The organism is Massilia sp. Dwa41.01b (genome assembly GCF_014171775.1).
Classification (GTDB): domain Bacteria; phylum Pseudomonadota; class Gammaproteobacteria; order Burkholderiales; family Burkholderiaceae_D; genus Telluria.
Map to the genome: position 1 here is coordinate 3,740,935 of NZ_CP050454.1, position 16,445 is coordinate 3,757,379.

The 16,445-nt window shown below is 64.2% G+C and carries 13 protein-coding genes and 2 pseudogenes; all 15 read right to left on the minus strand.

The features are described 5' to 3' along the window. Positions 1 to 68: 68 nt before the first annotated feature. Positions 69 to 1,550, minus strand: a pseudogene (locus G4G28_RS17195) (PAS domain-containing protein); the annotation flags it as partial. A 1-nt stretch (position 1,551) separates the two neighbouring features. After that, entirely contained in the window at positions 1,552 to 2,148 is a 597-nt protein-coding gene (locus G4G28_RS17200; RefSeq protein WP_182989199.1) for a MarC family protein, read from the minus strand. A 293-nt stretch (positions 2,149 to 2,441) separates the two neighbouring features. Beyond that, on the minus strand, positions 2,442 to 2,981 hold the full coding sequence (locus G4G28_RS17205; RefSeq protein WP_182989200.1) for a phosphoribosyltransferase: 540 nt from the start codon (positions 2,979 to 2,981) through the stop codon (positions 2,442 to 2,444). A 67-nt stretch (positions 2,982 to 3,048) separates the two neighbouring features. Continuing rightward, a pseudogene (locus G4G28_RS17210) lies at positions 3,049 to 4,366 on the minus strand (adenylosuccinate synthase). A 3-nt stretch (positions 4,367 to 4,369) separates the two neighbouring features. Beyond that, positions 4,370 to 5,524 carry an ATP phosphoribosyltransferase regulatory subunit gene (locus tag G4G28_RS17215; protein WP_182989201.1) on the minus strand — a complete coding sequence of 385 codons (1,155 nt, stop codon included), beginning with the start codon at positions 5,522 to 5,524 and terminating at the stop codon, positions 4,370 to 4,372. A gap of 922 nt (positions 5,525 to 6,446) precedes the next feature. Further along, entirely contained in the window at positions 6,447 to 7,319 is an 873-nt protein-coding gene (gene hflC, locus G4G28_RS17220; protein ID WP_182989202.1) for a protease modulator HflC, read from the minus strand. Beyond that, positions 7,319 to 8,629: an FtsH protease activity modulator HflK gene (gene hflK / locus G4G28_RS17225; protein ID WP_182989203.1), complete on the minus strand. Its 1,311-nt coding sequence runs from the start codon at positions 8,627 to 8,629 to the stop codon at positions 7,319 to 7,321. Before hflK ends, hflC begins: the two co-directional genes overlap by 1 nt. 6 nt (positions 8,630 to 8,635) lie before the next feature. Then, positions 8,636 to 9,850, minus strand: a complete 1,215-nt coding sequence (hflX, locus tag G4G28_RS17230; RefSeq protein ID WP_182989204.1) for a GTPase HflX — start codon at positions 9,848 to 9,850, stop codon at positions 8,636 to 8,638. A gap of 5 nt (positions 9,851 to 9,855) precedes the next feature. Next, positions 9,856 to 10,092, minus strand: a complete 237-nt coding sequence (gene hfq, locus G4G28_RS17235) for an RNA chaperone Hfq (RefSeq protein WP_026354376.1) — start codon at positions 10,090 to 10,092, stop codon at positions 9,856 to 9,858. Between the two features lie 214 nt (positions 10,093 to 10,306). Then, on the minus strand, positions 10,307 to 11,650 hold the full coding sequence (gene der, locus G4G28_RS17240; RefSeq protein ID WP_182989205.1) for a ribosome biogenesis GTPase Der: 1,344 nt from the start codon (positions 11,648 to 11,650) through the stop codon (positions 10,307 to 10,309). An 8-nt stretch (positions 11,651 to 11,658) separates the two neighbouring features. After that, complete coding sequence (locus G4G28_RS28540) at positions 11,659 to 11,805, minus strand: hypothetical protein (protein ID WP_308600886.1); 147 nt, start codon at positions 11,803 to 11,805, stop codon at positions 11,659 to 11,661. Positions 11,806 to 12,022: 217 nt separating this feature from the next. Then, entirely contained in the window at positions 12,023 to 12,811 is a 789-nt protein-coding gene (locus G4G28_RS17245; protein ID WP_308600888.1) for a PQQ-binding-like beta-propeller repeat protein, read from the minus strand. Positions 12,812 to 12,939: 128 nt separating this feature from the next. After that, positions 12,940 to 13,605, minus strand: coding sequence for a tetratricopeptide repeat protein (locus G4G28_RS17250; protein WP_182989207.1), 666 nt, complete (start codon positions 13,603 to 13,605; stop codon positions 12,940 to 12,942). 65 nt (positions 13,606 to 13,670) lie between these two features. Beyond that, entirely contained in the window at positions 13,671 to 15,008 is a 1,338-nt protein-coding gene (gene hisS / locus G4G28_RS17255; RefSeq protein ID WP_182989208.1) for a histidine--tRNA ligase, read from the minus strand. 152 nt (positions 15,009 to 15,160) lie between these two features. Next, entirely contained in the window at positions 15,161 to 16,426 is a 1,266-nt protein-coding gene (ispG, locus tag G4G28_RS17260; RefSeq protein WP_374039741.1) for a flavodoxin-dependent (E)-4-hydroxy-3-methylbut-2-enyl-diphosphate synthase, read from the minus strand. Positions 16,427 to 16,445: the final 19 nt, after the last annotated feature.

Here is a 16,445-nt window from a genome sequence, read left to right on the forward strand (position 1 = left end):
GCCGTGCAGCGCCACCAGGCTCTGACCAGTGCCAGGCCGATCCCCAGGCCGCCTTGCGAGCGGTCGGGCGTGCGCTCGGCCTGGGTGAACAGGTCGAAGATGTAGGGCAGCACGTCGGGCTCGATACCGATCCCGTTGTCGCGCACCGTGACGACCACCTCGGTATCGAGGGCGTCGACGCGCAGCGAAATCTGGCCGCCCACGGGCGTGTACTTGGCAGCATTGTTGAGCACGTTCGACAGCACCTGCACCAGGCGCGTGCGGTCGCCCAGCACGTGCACCGGCTCGCCCGACAGCTGGAGCGTCAGCGCATGGCGGCGCCCTTCGATCAGCGGGCGCGCCTGCTCCACGGCGCCGGAGACGACGGCGTTCACGTCCAGCTCTTCCTTTTCCAGCTCGACCAGGCCGCGGGTGACGCGCGAGACGTCCAGCAGGTCGTTGACGAGATCGGTCATGTGCTCGGCCTGGCGCGCGATGATTTCGCTGGCATTGCGCACGGCGCCCGGCTCGAGCGTGCCCATCTTGAGCAGGTGGGCGGCCGTCGTGATCGGCGCCAGCGGATTGCGCAGCTCGTGCGCCAGCATCGCCAGGAACTGGTCCTTCTGGCGGTTGGCGGCGCGCAGCTCGTCCTCGATCTGCTTGCGCGGGGTGACGTCGCTGCCTTCGACGAAGATGCCGACGACCTGGCCCTGCGGATCGCGGATCGGCTGGTAGATGAAATCGAGGTAGCGGCGTTCGAGCGGCCCGCCCGGTTCGCGCGCCAGGTCGAAAGGCACCGCATGGCCGACGAAAGGCTTGCCGGAACTGTAGACGTGGTCGAGCAGCTCGAAGAAGCCCTGCCCTTCGACGTAAGGCAGGGCCTCGCGCGCGGTCTTGCCGACCAGGTCGGTCCGCCCGATCAGCTGCATGTAACTTTTGTTGGTGATCTCGAACACATGTTCAGGGCCGCGCAGCACGGCGATGATGCCTGGCGCCTGCTCGAACAGGGTGACGAGCCGTTTGTTCTCTTCGTCGCGGTAGCGCTCCGCGTGCACCTGGCCGGTGACCTCGACGCAGGCGCAATACACGCCGGCGATGGCGCCATCGTCGTTGCGCACAGGGGAATAGGAAAACGTGAACCAGGTCTGCTCGTCATAGCCATGACGACGCATCAGCAGCGGGAGTTTTTCGAAATAGGTCGCCTCGCCGTCCAGTGCGCGTTGGCTCAACGGCTCGAGCTCGGCCCAGATTTCAGCCCAGATGTCCCCGAACGGCTCGCCCAGCGCGGCCGGGTGCTTGCCACCCAGTACATCGATGTAGGCGTCGTTGTAGAGGAAGGCCAGCTTTTCGCCCCAGGCGCAGAACATCGGAAACTTCGAGTTCAGCATCAGCGACACGACCGTACGCAGGGCCTGCGGCCAGCCGGAGGGTACGCCCAGGGGCGAGGCGGACCAGTCATGCGCACGCATCAGGGCGCCCATCTGCCCGCCGCCGCTGAGGAACATCGGCGACGCAGGAGAGGTATCGCCCTGTGTGCCAGGGCCGGCGCCGCCGCGGTGCGCTTCGTTCATCTCAAAGGGTCTTTACGAATTCGCGTATGCCACCGAGCAGCATCTCGACCGACATCGCCGTCAGGATCAGGCCCATCAGGCGCTCGAAGGCCGTCATCACCTGGGGCCCCAGCTTCTGCTGCAGGCGTTCGGCACTGAGGAACACGGCCAGCCAGACCACGCCCACGGCCGCCAGCGCCGCCACGTGCACGAGCGTTTCGGAGGTACTGCCGGAACTGAACAGCAGCACGGTCGCCAGCGCCGAGGGCCCCGCCAGCGCGGGAATGGCCAGCGGCACGATGAAGGGTTCGCCATGCTCGCTACGCCCGAGCACGCCATCAGGGTGGGGAAAGATCATGCGGATCGCGATGATCAGGAGAATGACGGCGCCGCCGATACGCAGCGCGATCGGCGTCAGGTGCAGCGCGGCCAGGAAGTGCTGGCCGAAGAACATGAAGACCAGCAGCAACAGGAAGGCGATCGCGCACTCGCGCACGACAATGCGCGGACGGCGGTGGACCGGAGTGTCCTTGAGAGCGGTAGCGAACAAGGGAACGTTGCCGAAAGGATCAGTGACGAGGATCAGGAGGATGAAGGTCTGGAAGAAGCTTTGGGTCATGGTTCTTATTGTTCTGAAATACTATCGATCAAGAGCGGCTGACAAAGCCTTCAGGGGCCTAGAGGCCGGGGGCCCCAAGGCGAGGCGCAGCGCCGCATCGGCGGACCGCGAAGACAGTACGCCGGTACGGCGAGACGCTGCAACGCGGCCATGAAGGTTTTGTCAGGCGCTCGAAAGCATTTTTGCAATCTTAACCGATCTGCATGGGTCGCGTTTTACATTTGAAAGAATGAAAAAAGCCGGGGCATGCCCCGGCTTTCTCGTTCATGCACGGCATGGACGGCCGCTGGCGATTACTTCTCGAACTTCTTCATCCAGGCCGACAACTGGTGCGGACGCAGGCCATCGTAGTCTTCGAACGGCTGGTGGATCCACGGGTTGTGCGGCAGGTCTTCCAGGTGGTAGTCCGGCTTGAATGCCGAGGTACCTTTCACCCAGATGACGGCCGAGCGCACTTCGCTCACTTCCGGATAATTCGTCTGCAGGTGCTCGCGTACGCGCTGCAGGGTCACGCCGGAGTCGGCCAGGTCGTCGACCAGCAGGATGCGGCCGGCCAGCGGACCCTTGGTCATCGTCATGTACTTGGCGATGTCCAGGTTGCCCTGCTTGGTGCCGGCTTCTTCGCGGTAGGAGCTGGTCGACAGGATCGCCAGCGGCACGTCGAAGATGCGCGAGATGACGTCGCCAGGACGCACGCCGCCGCGCGCCAGGCACAGGACCATGTCGAACTTCCAGTTTGACTCATAGACTTGCAGCGCCAGGCGCTCGACCAGGCGGTTGTACTCGTCCCAGGAAACCCAGAGGTCGTTGTCGGTCGATGCAGGGGTATTCATTTCAGGCTATTCCTATTATGGGAACCTCGACTGCCGCTCGCGACGGTTGATCGAGGTCCCTGTTGTATTAAGCTGCGAACGGATGACGCAGCACGATCGTTTCCACGCGGTCCGGGCCGGTCGAGACCATGTCGACCGGGATGCCGACCAGTTCTTCGATGCGCTTGATGTAGGCACGGGCGTTGGCCGGCAGCTCTTCCATCGTCTTGGCGCCGACGGTCGATTCGGTCCAGCCCGGCATTTCCTCGTAGACCGGCACGCAGGCGGCGGCTTCTTCGGCGCCGACCGGGAAGATATCGACATCGCGGCCGTCGATCTTGTAGCCGGTGCACAGCTTCAGCGACTCGATGCCGTCCAGCACGTCAAGCTTGGTCAGGCACATGCCCGACACGCCATTGATCTGGACCGAGCGGCGCAGCAGCGCGGCGTCGAACCAGCCGCAGCGGCGGGCGCGGCCGGTGACGGTGCCGAACTCGTGGCCCACGCGCGAGAGGTGCTCGCCCCACGCCGGCATCGGTTGGCAGTTCCGACGGGAACGGGCCCGAACCGACGCGCGTCGTATAGGCCTTGGTGATGCCCATGATGTAGTGCAGCATGCCAGGACCGACGCCGGCGCCGGCGGCGGCGTTGCCCGCCACGCAGTTCGACGAGGTGACGAACGGATAGGTGCCGTGGTCGACGTCGAGCAGCGAACCCTGCGCGCCTTCGAACAGCAGCTTGCCGCCGGCTTTATGCGCCGCGTACAGTGCGGACGACACGTCGCCGACCATCGGACGCAGGCGCGGCACGAGTGCCATCGCGTCGTCGAAGGTCTTCTGGAAGTCGATCGCTTCGCCGCCCAGGTAGTTGGTCAGCACGAAGTTGTGGTACTCGAGGTTTTCCTTGAGCTTCTCGGCAAATCGAGCTTCACTCAACAGGTCGGCGATGCGGATCGCACGGCGGGCGACCTTGTCTTCGTAGGCCGGGCCGATGCCCTTGCCGGTGGTGCCGATCTTGTTGACGCCGCGCTTGGCTTCACGTGCCTGGTCGATGGCGACGTGGTAGGGCAGGATCGCGGGGCAGGCTTCGGAAATCATCAGGCGCGACACGACTTCGACGCCCGCCAGGGCCAGCTTGTCGATCTCCTGCATCAGGTGGGGCACCGAGGCCACCACGCCGTTGCCGATGTAGCAGGCCACGCCTTCGCGCATGATGCCCGACGGGATCAGCTGCAGCGCGGTTTTGTGGCCGTTGATGACCAGCGTATGGCCGGCGTTATGGCCGCCCTGGAAACGGACGACGCCCGCTGCGTGATCGGTCAGCCAGTCGACGATCTTACCCTTGCCTTCATCGCCCCACTGGGTGCCGATGACAACGACGTTCTTTGCCACGTTTGTATTTGACATCACTTAACCTAAGTTTTTGAGAATCCAATTTCCATCTTCGAGGACGAGCACGCGGTCGCACTCGAACTCGTCCTGAACATTATCGTGACCCGGCATGGACTGGATCACGACTTCGCCTGCCTTGCGCAGGTCAGCGATTTTTTCGCGCAGCTCCGGCGCATTGCCCCAGGGGGCGCGGATCGAATGCTTGCGTTCGGCCGTCGGCAGGAGGCGCGCGAGCTCGCGCAAGTCCAGCGAGAAGCCGGTGGCCGGACGGGCGCGCCCGAAGGCTTCGCCCACGTGGTCGTAGCGGCCGCCACGCGCCACGGCGTTCGGCAGGCCCGGCACGTAGAGGGCGAACATGGCGCCGCTTTCGTACTGGTAGCCGCGCAGGTCGGCCAGGTCGATGGCCACTTGCGCGCGGCCAATGGCGCCGGCCGCCAGCGCCGCCAGTTCGGCCAGCGCGCGGGTAATGCCCGGCAGCGCAGGCAGCACCTCTTTCGCGCGGGCCAGCACGTCGACGTCGCCATACAGGTTCGGCAGCGCCAGCAGCGCGGCGCGGGTGGCCGGGGCATAGGCGCGGGTCAGTTCGTCCAGGCCGGGCGTGTCTTTCGCGCGCAGCAGCGCCGTGATCTGGGCTTCGTCTTTTTTCGCCAGCGGGTCTTCGTTCAGCAGTGCGCGCAGCACGCCGACGTGGGCCATGTCGAGGCGCACGTCGAGGAAGCCTGCCAGGGCGACGGACGCGAGGGCCAGTTCCTGGATCTCGGCATCGGCCTCGAGGCCGGCGTGGCCGTAGATCTCGGCGCCGATCTGGATCGGTTCGCGGGTGGCGTGCAAGCCCGACGGACGGGTATGCAGCACGCTGCCGGCGTAGCACAGGCGGGTGACGGAATCGCGGTTGAGCAGGTGGGCATCGATGCGCGCGACCTGGGTGGTCATGTCGGCGCGCAGGCCGAGCAGGCGTCCGGACAGCTGGTCGACCAGCTTGAAGGTGCGCAGGTCGGTATCTTCCCCGGCGCCGGCCAGCAGCGACTCGACGTATTCGAGCAGCGGCGGCATCACGAGCTCGTAGCCGTACAGGCGGAAGGCGTCGAGCATCAGGCGGCGCAGCTCTTCGATCTTGCGCGCTTCGGACGGCAGGACGTCGGCGATATTCTCAGGCAAAAGCCAGTTCGGCATGGGCAACAGCTAATGGATTGTTAAGAACGGAGCAACAGACAAAGCAAGGGCGCGTGCCTGTGCAGTACGAAGCGGGCGCCGAATCGGCAATTTTACCTGAAATTGGGCCGGGACAGGGGGTGGATGATGGCTGATCGGGCAATAGGTTGCCGGATTGCCACTCGAACTTGGTAGGGTGGGCACTCCGTGCCCACGCGGAACGATGACAATTGTTAGCGCGTCTGATGCGCAGAGTTAGCCTGTTCGTCGGGACAACACTGTGCCGAAACACCGCGAACACTGGTCAGACTTCCCCGTGGGGTAACTCGGGCTAAATGCCCGAGTTACGGTGCCCGCCCTGCCGTGCCCCTGCTTCTACCGTAGGGTAGGCGGCTGCGCCGCCTACGCGTTCAACAGCCGTATGCCAACTGCTCTGCGATTCTTCATCTGCTAACCGGTCTGCGATCCTTCAACTGTCCGTTGAACGCGTAGGCGGGAAACCCGCCTACCCTACGCGGCGCGGTGCACATAATCGATCGCGTTGCGGGCGCCTCTAGCGTAGGGTAGGCGGCCATGCCGCCTACGCGTTCAACAGCCGTATGCCAACCGCTCTGCGATTCTTCATCTGCTAACCGCTCTGCGATCCTTCATCTATCCGTTGAACGCGTAGGCGGGAAACCCGCCTACCCTACGCGGCGCGGTGCACATAATCGATCGCGTTGCGGGCGCTTCTACCGTAGGGTAGTCGGCTATGCCGCCTACGCGTTCAACAGCCGTATGCCAACCGGCCTGCGATTCTTCATCTGCCAACCGGTCTGCGATCCTTCATCTGTCCGTTGAACGCGCAGGCGGGAAACCCGCCTACCCTACGCGGCGCGGCGGCCATCGCTCGGTCGCAAAAAAAACGCCGCGGAGTACGCGGCGCTTTTTGCTCACTGGCGGCTTATTTGCTGCCCTGGTTCCTGAAGTACTTGAAGAACTCCGAATTCGAGTCGATCACCATCACGTCGCCGTGGGCCTTGAAGCTGGCGCGGTAGGCTTCGAGGGAGCGGTAGAAGCGGTAGAACTCGGGGTTCTTGCCGAAGGATTCGGCATAGATCGCGGACGCCCTGGCGTCGCCCTCGCCCTTGATCTTCTCGGCTTCGCGGAAGGCTTCGGCCAGGATCACGGTGCGCTGGCGGTCGGCGTCGGCGCGGATCTGCTCCGATTCGGCCGAACCGGTCGAGCGCAGTTCATTGGCCACGCGGGCGCGCTCGGCGCGCATGCGGTCGTAGACCGAGGCGTTGATCTGGTCGATGTAGTCCACGCGCTTGAGGCGCACGTCGACGATGCCGACACCGATCTGCCTGGCTTCGGCGATGACCTTGTTGCGCACCGCGTCCATCACCGCGCCACGCTCGCCGGAAATCACTTCGCGCACGGTGCGCTTGGTGATCTCGTCGTTCAGGGCAGCCTTGACGATCTGCGACATGCGGTTCACGGCAGCACGCTCGTCGCCGTTGAAGCTGACGTAGTACAGGCGCGGCTGTTCGATGCGCCACTTGACGAAGGCGTCGACCAGGATGTTCTTCTTCTCGGCCGTGATGAAGCGGTCGGCATCCGGCGTATCCAGCGTCAGGATGCGCTTGTCGAGATAGATCACGTTCTGGAACGGCGGCGGCAGCTTGAAGTGCAGGCCCGGCTCGGCAATCACCTCGCGCACTTCACCCAGGGCGAAAACGATGGCGAAGCGGCGCTGGTCGACCACGAAGACGGTCGAGGACAGCAGCATCAGGGCAATGAAGCCCGCCACGAAAATGGTTACGAGGCGGTTCATCAGCGGCTCTCCCGGTCACGTTGGGAATCGCGGCTGCGGCTGTCGCGCTGGCGCACCGATTCAATGGTTTGCATCACTTCCTGCGTCGGCGTGGCGGCGTTGGCCCCCTCCTGCGGCACAGCCACGGGACCGGAACGGGCGCTGCCGGTGGCGGCGTCGTTGGCGGCAACCTGGGCGATCAATTTATCGAGCGGCAGGTAGAGCAGGTTCGAACCCGACTTGGCATCGACCATGACCTTGCTGGTGCTGCTGAAGATCTGCTGCATCGTGTCGATGTACATGCGGTCGCGCGTCACGCCCGGTGCCTTGGCGTATTCCACCACCACCTGGTTGAAGCGCGCCGCGTTACCGGTGGCGTTTTCGACCACCATCGAACGGTAGGCTTCCGCATCCTGCAGCAGGCGGAAGGCGGCGCCGCGTGCGCGCGGGATCACGTCGTTGGCATAGGCTTCGCCTTCGTTGCGGGCGCGGGCACGGTCCTGGCCGGCCTTCACGGCGTCATCAAAGGCGCTTTGCACCTGCTCGGGCGGCTGCACCGCCTGCATCGTCACGTTCGTGATCAACACGCCAAGGTTGTAGCGGTCGACGATCTTCTGCATCATCGTGTGGACGTCGACGGCGACCTTCTCGCGGCCTTCATACAGCACGAAGTCCATCTTGCTTTTACCGACCACTTCGCGGATCGCCGTCTCGGCAACCTGGTGCACCGTCAGGTCCTGGTCGCGGTTGTTGAAGACCCAGGCGACCGGATCCTTCAGCGTGTACTGCACCGCGAACTGGATGTCGATGATGTTTTCGTCGTCGGTCAGCATCAGCGCCTCGGCGCCCTGCTTGTTGCGCACGTTGTCGCGGTAGCCGATTTCGGCGGTGCGCACCTGCGAGACGTTGACCGTTTCGTGCGACTGGATCGGCGCCGGCCAGCGCCAGTTGAAACCGGCCCCGGTGGTGTGGGACAGGCGGCCGAAGGTGGTGACCACGCCGACCTGCCCTTCCTGCACGATGAAGGCGCCGCTGGCGAGCCAGATCAGGAGCACGATGAAGCCGATGACGGACGCCGTGATGCCGACGCCCCGGCCTTCGTTGCGGTACGGTGCGCCGCCATCGCCATTGCCACGGCTGCCGAACAGGCGGTTCAGGCGCGCATTGAAATCACGCCACATTTGATCGAGGTCGGGCGGACCTTCGCCCGGGCGGCGGCCCTCCTGGGCCTTGGGGTCACCCTGGGGAGTTTTCCCCCAGCGCGATGGTGCGGCAGACCGCGCGTTCAGCGACAGTTTGACGCCGAACTTCTTGAATAAAGAAACGAGCATAGGCTTTTAGTGGGGCCCGACATGGGTGGAGGTTGGATTACTTTCGCCGGCATCGCTGGACAAGTCGTCCATCGAAAGGTCCGGCGCTGCATCGTCCTGCTCTTCGTTTTTAGGGGTCAGACCGCGGTCGGAGCTGGCCGCCTCGACAATCGCATCGCGCAGCAAATCGAGGCCGGCGCCGCTCCTGGCGCTGATAAAAACGCGGCTGATTTTATCATATTCATCACGCTCGACCCCAGGCTGAAGGTCGGCCGCATCAATCTTGTTCCATACGAGGATTTGCGGAATGTGGTCGGCGCCGATTTCGCGCAAGACCTCGTTGACCTGCTCGATCTGCTCCATGCGGGTCGGCGAGGAACCGTCGACCACGTGCAAGAGCAGGTCGGCGTGGATGGTTTCTTCCAGCGTCGCGCGGAAAGCGGCCACCAGCTGGTGGGGCAGTTCGCGCACGAAGCCGACGGTATCGGAGATGACGACGCTGCCGGTCTCGTCGCCGAGATACAGGCGGCGGCTGGTGGTGTCCAGCGTGGCGAACAGCTGGTTCGCGACATAGACGCCGGCCTTGGTCAGCGTGTTGAACAGGGTCGACTTGCCGGCATTGGTATAGCCGACCAGCGACACCGAGAAAGTGGCATTGCGGTTGCGCGCGCGGCGCTGGGTTTCGTGTTGCTTGCGGAGCTTGGTCAGGCGGGTGCGCAAGGCTTTCACGCGCTCGCCGATCAGGCGGCGGTCGGTCTCGAGCTGGGTTTCGCCAGGACCGCGCAGGCCGATACCGCCCTTCTGGCGTTCCAGGTGAGTCCAGCCGCGGATCAGGCGCGTGGCCAGGTGCTGCAGCTGGGCCAGCTCGACCTGGAGCTTGCCCTCGTGGCTCTTGGCGCGCTGCGCGAAGATGTCGAGGATCAGGCTGGTACGGTCGATGATGCGCAATTCCAGGCGGCGCTCGAGGTTACGCTGCTGCGCCGGGGATAGAGCGTGGTTGAAGATGACGAGTTCCGCGCCAAGCGCCTTGGCGGCAACGCCGATTTCGTCGGCCTTGCCGCTGCCGACGAAATAGGCCGGGTCGGGGGCGTTGCGCTTGGCGGTAATCGTGTCGATCGGTTCCGCGCCGGCAGAGCTGGCCAGCAAGCCCAGCTCTTCGAGGCTGGCCGTGAAATCGACGGCGCCGAAATCGACGCCGACGAGGACGGCGCGGGTGCTGTTGTTGCCGGGGGCGTCAGCCATCGGCCTTACTCGGCTTCGGAGTCGAGGTTGAGGTTGACGGCCCGGGCCGGGACAACGGTCGAAATGGCATGCTTGTACACCATCTGGGTCACAGTGTTGCGGAGCAGGACGACGTACTGATCGAACGACTCGATATGGCCTTGCAGCTTGATCCCGTTGACCAGGTAGATCGAGACTGGGACATGCTCCTTGCGCAAGGCATTGAGGAATGGGTCTTGTAACAGTTGCCCTTTGTTGCTCATAACAGCTCCGTAATGTTGTTGTAGTTTAAAAAATGGAGGCGAGCGCCCCCTTTTCAAGTGCACGGGGCAAGATTCAGCGGATGCGAACGATGGCCTTGAGGTACTTTAACCTGTTTTGCCGCTCCCTGTCGTACTGCTAGGCTTGCGTTTCCAGCAAAACCGCTGCGCTTAAGGATGGGATAAGTTTCCCGCGCAGCGGCTGGACAATCACGCCTTATGCCTTGTCCCTGGCGAACGGGTTCTTGCCGCTCTTCAATTCAATCCGCAGCGGAGTGCCGATCAGGTTGAAGGTGTCGCGGAAGTGCTTTTCCAGGTAGCGCTTGTAGGGCTCGGTGATGCCGTCGAGCGCATTGCCGTGGATGACGATGATCGGCGGGTTCTGGCCGCCCTGGTGGGCGTAGCGCATCTTCGGACGCGAGGTGCCCTTGCGCTTCGGCTCCTGCTTCTCGACCGCTTCCTGGAGTGCGCGCGTCAGGCGCGGCGTCGACAGGTTGGCCGTCGCCGCGGCATAGGCCGTGTCCACCGACGCCATGAGTTGCTTGATGCCGGTGCCCTTCAGCGCCGAGATGAAGCGCGTTTCAGCAAAGCCCAGGAAGTCGAGCTTGCGGTCCATCGTGTTCTTGACCTCGTCGCGCTGGTCGGAGGTCAAGCCATCCCACTTGTTGACCGCCACCACCAGGGCGCGGCCCGACTCAAGGATGAAGCCGGCGATGTGCGCATCCTGCTCGGAAATATCTTGCTGAGCGTCGAGCATCAGCACGACCACATTCGCCTCGGTGATCGACTGCAGGGTTTTGACGACCGAGAACTTCTCGATCGCTTCGAACACCTTGCCGCGGCGGCGGATACCGGCCGTGTCGATCAGCGTGTACTGCTTGCCGTCGCGTTCGAACGGCACCTCGATCGAGTCGCGGGTGGTACCCGGCATGTCGAAGGCGATCACGCGCTGCTCGCCGACCAGGGTGTTGATCAGGGTCGACTTGCCCACGTTCGGGCGGCCGACCAGGGCGATCTTGACGCCGCGGTCCTGGTTTTCCAGTTCTTCCTCATCGGCGGGACGCGCCGCGAAGGCCAGGTCGAGCGCCTCGTTGACGAGGTCGGTGACGCCGTCGCCGTGGGCGGCCGAGATGACGTACGGGTCGCCCATGCCCAGTTCATAGAACTCGGCGGTGACGGACGTGTACTTCATGCCCTCGCTCTTGTTAATGACGAGCATGACGCGGCGGCCGGACTTGCGCAGGAAGTCGGTGATGGTCTTGTCGTGCGGAGTCAGGCCCTGGCGGCCGTCGACGATGAAGACGACGATGTCGGCTTCTGCCACGGCCTGCTTCGTCTGCAGGGCCATCTCGTGCATGATGCCGTCCTTGGCGACCGGCTCGAAGCCGCCGGTGTCGATGACCAGGAACGGGCGCTCGCCGATACGCCCTTCACCGTAGTGGCGGTCGCGCGTCAGGCCAGGAAGATCGGCCACCAGCGCGTCGCGCGAACGGGTCAGGCGGTTGAATAGGGTCGACTTTCCGACGTTCGGGCGACCAACGAGTGCAATTACCGGCTTCATGTAGTGTGTTATTCGACCGCGATGGCGGTCACTGTTCCGTTTTGTGTTTGAAAAATCAGGTTCGATCCGGCGACGACCGGCGTGCCGGTGATGGCGCTGCCGTCGGTGGCGGCGCGCGCCAGGAAGCTGCCGTCCTCGCGCGACAGGAAGTGCACATAGCCCTCGTAATCGCCGACCGCGACCGCGCGGCCATACGAGACCGGGGTCGACAGGCTGCGGAAGGCCAGCTTGTCGTTCTTCCGGCGCTGGCGCCGCCGTCGCGGACGAAGGCGTTCAGCGCGCCCTTGTCGTCGGCGGCGAAGACGAAGCGCTGGTCGACGGCGACGCCCACCAGCGAGGAGATGTCGCGCGTCCAGCGCGGCGTGCCCGAGCTCAGCTCGTAGCAGGCGACACGCCCCGGTAGCTGGCGGCGCAGACGTCGGTTTCGAAGATGGTCGGGGCGCCACCGATGTCGGTCACGCGTTCCAGTTCGGTGGCGCCGCGCGCCTGGCCGACTTCGACTTCCCAGCGCGGCGCGCCGGTGGCGAGTAGGAAGGCGCCGAGCTTGCCAGCCGGCTGGGCGATGATCACGTCCTTGTCGTAGACCACCATGCCCGGCGCGGTGCGCAGCGTGAGCGGCGGCGTTGCACGCTGCACGGTCCACTTCTTCTGGCCGGTGGCGGCGTCGATGCCGACGATGCGGTTGTCGATCGAACGTGCCACGACGATGCCCTGCCCCACTGCCGGGCTCGAGAGGATTTCGCTCGACAGCTGGGTTTTCCACAGTGTCTTGCCGTCCATGTCGAAGGCCATCAGGACGCCATCGGCACCGCCGACGGCGATCACGTTGCCGTCGGTGCCGACGCCGGCGGTCAGCTCGGAATCGGCCTTCACGCGCCAGAGCTGGCGGCCGTCGGCCGCTTCGACGCGGGCGATGGTGCCGTCGGTGCTTGCGACGATCACGGTGTTACCCGCCAGCGCAGGCGAGAACTGGTTGCCGTGCGCCTTGCCGATATCGAGCTTCCACGCGGTGCGCACCGCCATCGTGCCTTTCAGCTCGACGAGGGGCGCAGGCTCGTTGCCTTTCGACTTCGACGAAAACGGATTGAGCGAGCTCAGGGTCGAGCAGCCCGTCATCAGGGCCAGGACACCGGCACCAAGCAGCTTACGGGTAATACGCATTTTTCTTTTTACCTTGTTCTAAGTCTGTTGAGGACGTAAGGGAAACAAAAGATCCAGCAAAGGGCATGAAAGCCACAAAGCCCGCGCTCGCCAGAACGGCGGGCGCGGGCCGCTCCACCGGCAATCGCTCAGGCGGCGGCTTTCGCGGCATCCTTCGCTTCCGGCGCGGTTCCGCCGATGGCTTCGAGCTTGATACGCACCAGCTGGCTGCCCGGATGCTTCGGACCCATCGCGGCCAGCGCCTGGACGTAGGCGGCGCGTGCTTCCGTGATCTTGTTCTGCGCGACCAGCACGTCGCCCTTGCGGTCGGCCACTTCGGCGCTGAACTGTGGCAGGTATTGCGCGTCGAGCAGTTTCATGGCGCCCGCGTAATCCTTTTCGTCCAGCAGCACGCCGGCCAGGCGCAGCTGGGCCACCGATTTGTACTCGTCGTTGCCGTTGTCGATCACCCACTGCAGCTGGGCGCGCGCGGCTTTCAGGTCGTTCGCCTCGAAAGCGGTCTTGGCGGCGGCCAGCGCGCTCATCTGCGCGTAGGCGGTGCGCTTGAATTTCGACTGGATATCGCCGGCGATGCGCTGGGCCTTGGCATTGTCCTTCGCGCCAGCGGCGTCGGTCATGCTTTCGTACAGAGCCGATGCCTCGACCGACTGGTCGCGCTGCATCTTCTTCCAGTAGTTATAAACGGCGAAGGAGCCCAGCGCCAGGATCAGTACCCACATGATCAGGTTGCCGTACTTGGACCAGAATGCCTTGAAAGTTGCAATCTGTTCTTGTTCTTCGAGGTCGTATGCCATGAGTCGCTTCTTCTAATAATGATGGAATGGTGAGTCGGTGGTTCGAATGCCGTCGGCCGCCTGGCTTACGGGTGGTAATGCACGTGATCGTGGTCGTGATCGTGATCGCCGACGATGGCATCGACGACGTGGTCGACCACTTCCAGGAAGGGCACGCTGGCCTGCTGCTGTTCGCCAGCCTCGCCACGCAGCGACTTCACCGCCGCCACGCCCTGCGCCACTTCGTCTTCGCCCAGGATCACGGCAAAGGCCGCGCCACTGGCGTCGGCCTTCTTCATCTGGCTCTTGAAGCTGCCCGCGCCTGTTGGCGTTGCGCAATGTAACACAACGTCCAGGCCTGCATCGCGCAGGCGCTCGGCCAGGATGAAGGCCTGCACCTGCGCTTCCTCGCCCGCGTGCACCATGTAGACGTCGCACTGGCTCGGCTGTGCCGGTTCGCCCAGGCCTTTCATCAGCTCGATGATGCGCTCGATGCCCATCGCGAAACCGACGCCCGGCGTGGCCTTGCCGCCGAAGGTTTCGATCAGCGGATCGTAGCGGCCGCCGGCGCAGATCGTGCCCTGCGAGCCGAGTTCCTCGGTGACCCATTCGAACACGGTGCGGTTGTAGTAGTCGAGGCCGCGCACCAGGCGCGGATTCACCGTGTATTGCACGTTGTTGCGGTCCAGCAGGCGCTTGACGCCTTCGAAGTGCGCGAGCGATTCCTCGCCGAGATAAGACAGCAGCTGCGGCGCGCCGTTCACCATTTCCTGCATGGCGGGGTTCTTGGTGTCCAGGATGCGCAGCGGGTTGGCATGCAGGCGGCGCTTGGCCTCGGCGTCGAGCACGTCCGTGTGCTGTTCGAAATAGGCGATCAGGTCGGCGCGGTGGCGGTTGCGCTCTTCCGCGTTACCGATCGAGTTCAATTCCAGGCGCACGTTCTGCAAGCCCAGGTCGTCCCACAGGCGACGGCACAGCATGATCAGTTCGGCGTCGATGTCCGGGCCGGTAAAGCCGACGGCTTCTGCGCCGAACTGGAAGAACTGCCGATAGCGGCCGCGCTGCGGACGCTCGTGGCGGAACATCGGGCCCTTGTACCAGAGGCGTTTCGGGCCGTCGTACACGAGGTTATGCTCGAGCACCGCGCGCACCACGCCGGCCGTGCCTTCCGGACGCAGCGTCAGCTGGTCGCCGTTCATCGAATCGGTGAAGGAATACATTTCCTTCTCGACGATGTCGGTGACGGCGCCGATGGCGCGCGCGAACAGGCCGGTTTCCTCGACGATGGGCGTGACGATCTTCTGGTAGCCGTAGCTTTTGAGGATGGTCTCGGCGGTGTTCTCGAACAGCTCCCACAGCGGCGCGTCAGCCGGGAGGATGTCGTTCATGCCTTTGATGGCAACGATTTTTTCTGGTTTGGACATATGTTCTTCTACTTTCCGCTTATAGGCGGGGTTGCTTTTCGTAGGGTGGGCATTCATGCCCACGCGGTACGGTATGCGAGCTGTCGGGCTGTCTGAGACATTGCGGCATGCACAAGCACGACCGCGTGGGCTCGAGAGCCCACCCTACAAGATCAAATCGCGACTTCGTTTTGCGTTCCGTAATTCTTCTTCACATATTCCAGCACGATGTTCTGGAACTCATCGACGATCCGCTCGCCGCGCAGCGTCGCCACCTTCTGCCCATCGACGAACACCGGCGCCGCCGGCGATTCGCCCGTACCGGGCAGGCTGATGCCGATGTTGGCATGCTTCGATTCGCCGGGACCATTGACGATGCAGCCCATCACGGCCACGTTCATCGCTTCCACGCCGGGATAGGACTTCTTCCACTCCGGCATCGAATCGCGCAGGAAGGTCTGGATGTTGTCGGCCAATTCCTGGAACACGGTCGACGTGGTGCGGCCGCAGCCCGGGCAGGCGATCACCATCGGGGTGAACTTGCGCAGGCCCATGGTCTGCAGGATTTCCTGCGACACGATGACTTCCTTCGTGCGGTCGCCGCCCGGTTCCGGGGTGAGCGACACGCGGATGGTGTCGCCGATGCCTTCCTGCAGTAGCACCGACAGCGCGGCGGTCGAGGCGACGATGCCCTTGCTGCCCATGCCCGCCTCGGTGAGACCGAGGTGCAGCGGGTAGTCGCAGCGGCGCGCCAGCTCGCGGTAGACGGCGATCAGGTCCTGCACGGCCGAGACCTTGCACGACAGGATGATCTTGTCCTTCGCCAGGCCGATCTCTGCGGCGCGCACGGCGTTCTCGATCGCCGAGGTGATCAAGGCTTCGTACATGACGGCCTGGGCACTGAACGGGTTCGCGCGTGCCGCGTTCTCGTCCATGATGCGCGCCAGCAGGCTCTGGTCGAGGCTGCCCCAGTTGACGCCGATGCGCACCGGCTTGTCGTACTGGATCGCCACTTCGATCATCTGGGCGAACTGGGCGTCGCGCTTGGCGCCCTGCCCCACGTTGCCCGGGTTGATGCGGTACTTCGACAGCGTGCGCGCGCACTCCGGGAAGTCACGCAGCAGGATGTGGCCGTTGTAATGGAAGTCGCCCACCAGCGGCACATCGACCTCCATCCTGTCGAGCTGCTCGCGGATGGCGGGCACGGCGGCGGCCGCTTCCGGGTTGTTGACGGTGATGCGCACCATCTCGGAGCCGGCACGGGCCAGCTCCTTGACCTGGATCGCGGTACCGATGACGTCGGCGGTGTCGGTGTTGGTCATCGACTGCACGACCACCGGGGCGTCGCCGCCGATCCAGACCTTGCGCTCGCCGTGCTGGACCAGCACGCGGCGGCTGGCGCGGCGCGCCAGGGGGCCGGACGGAATTGGCAGGTTCATAGCATTCATTGCATTCATC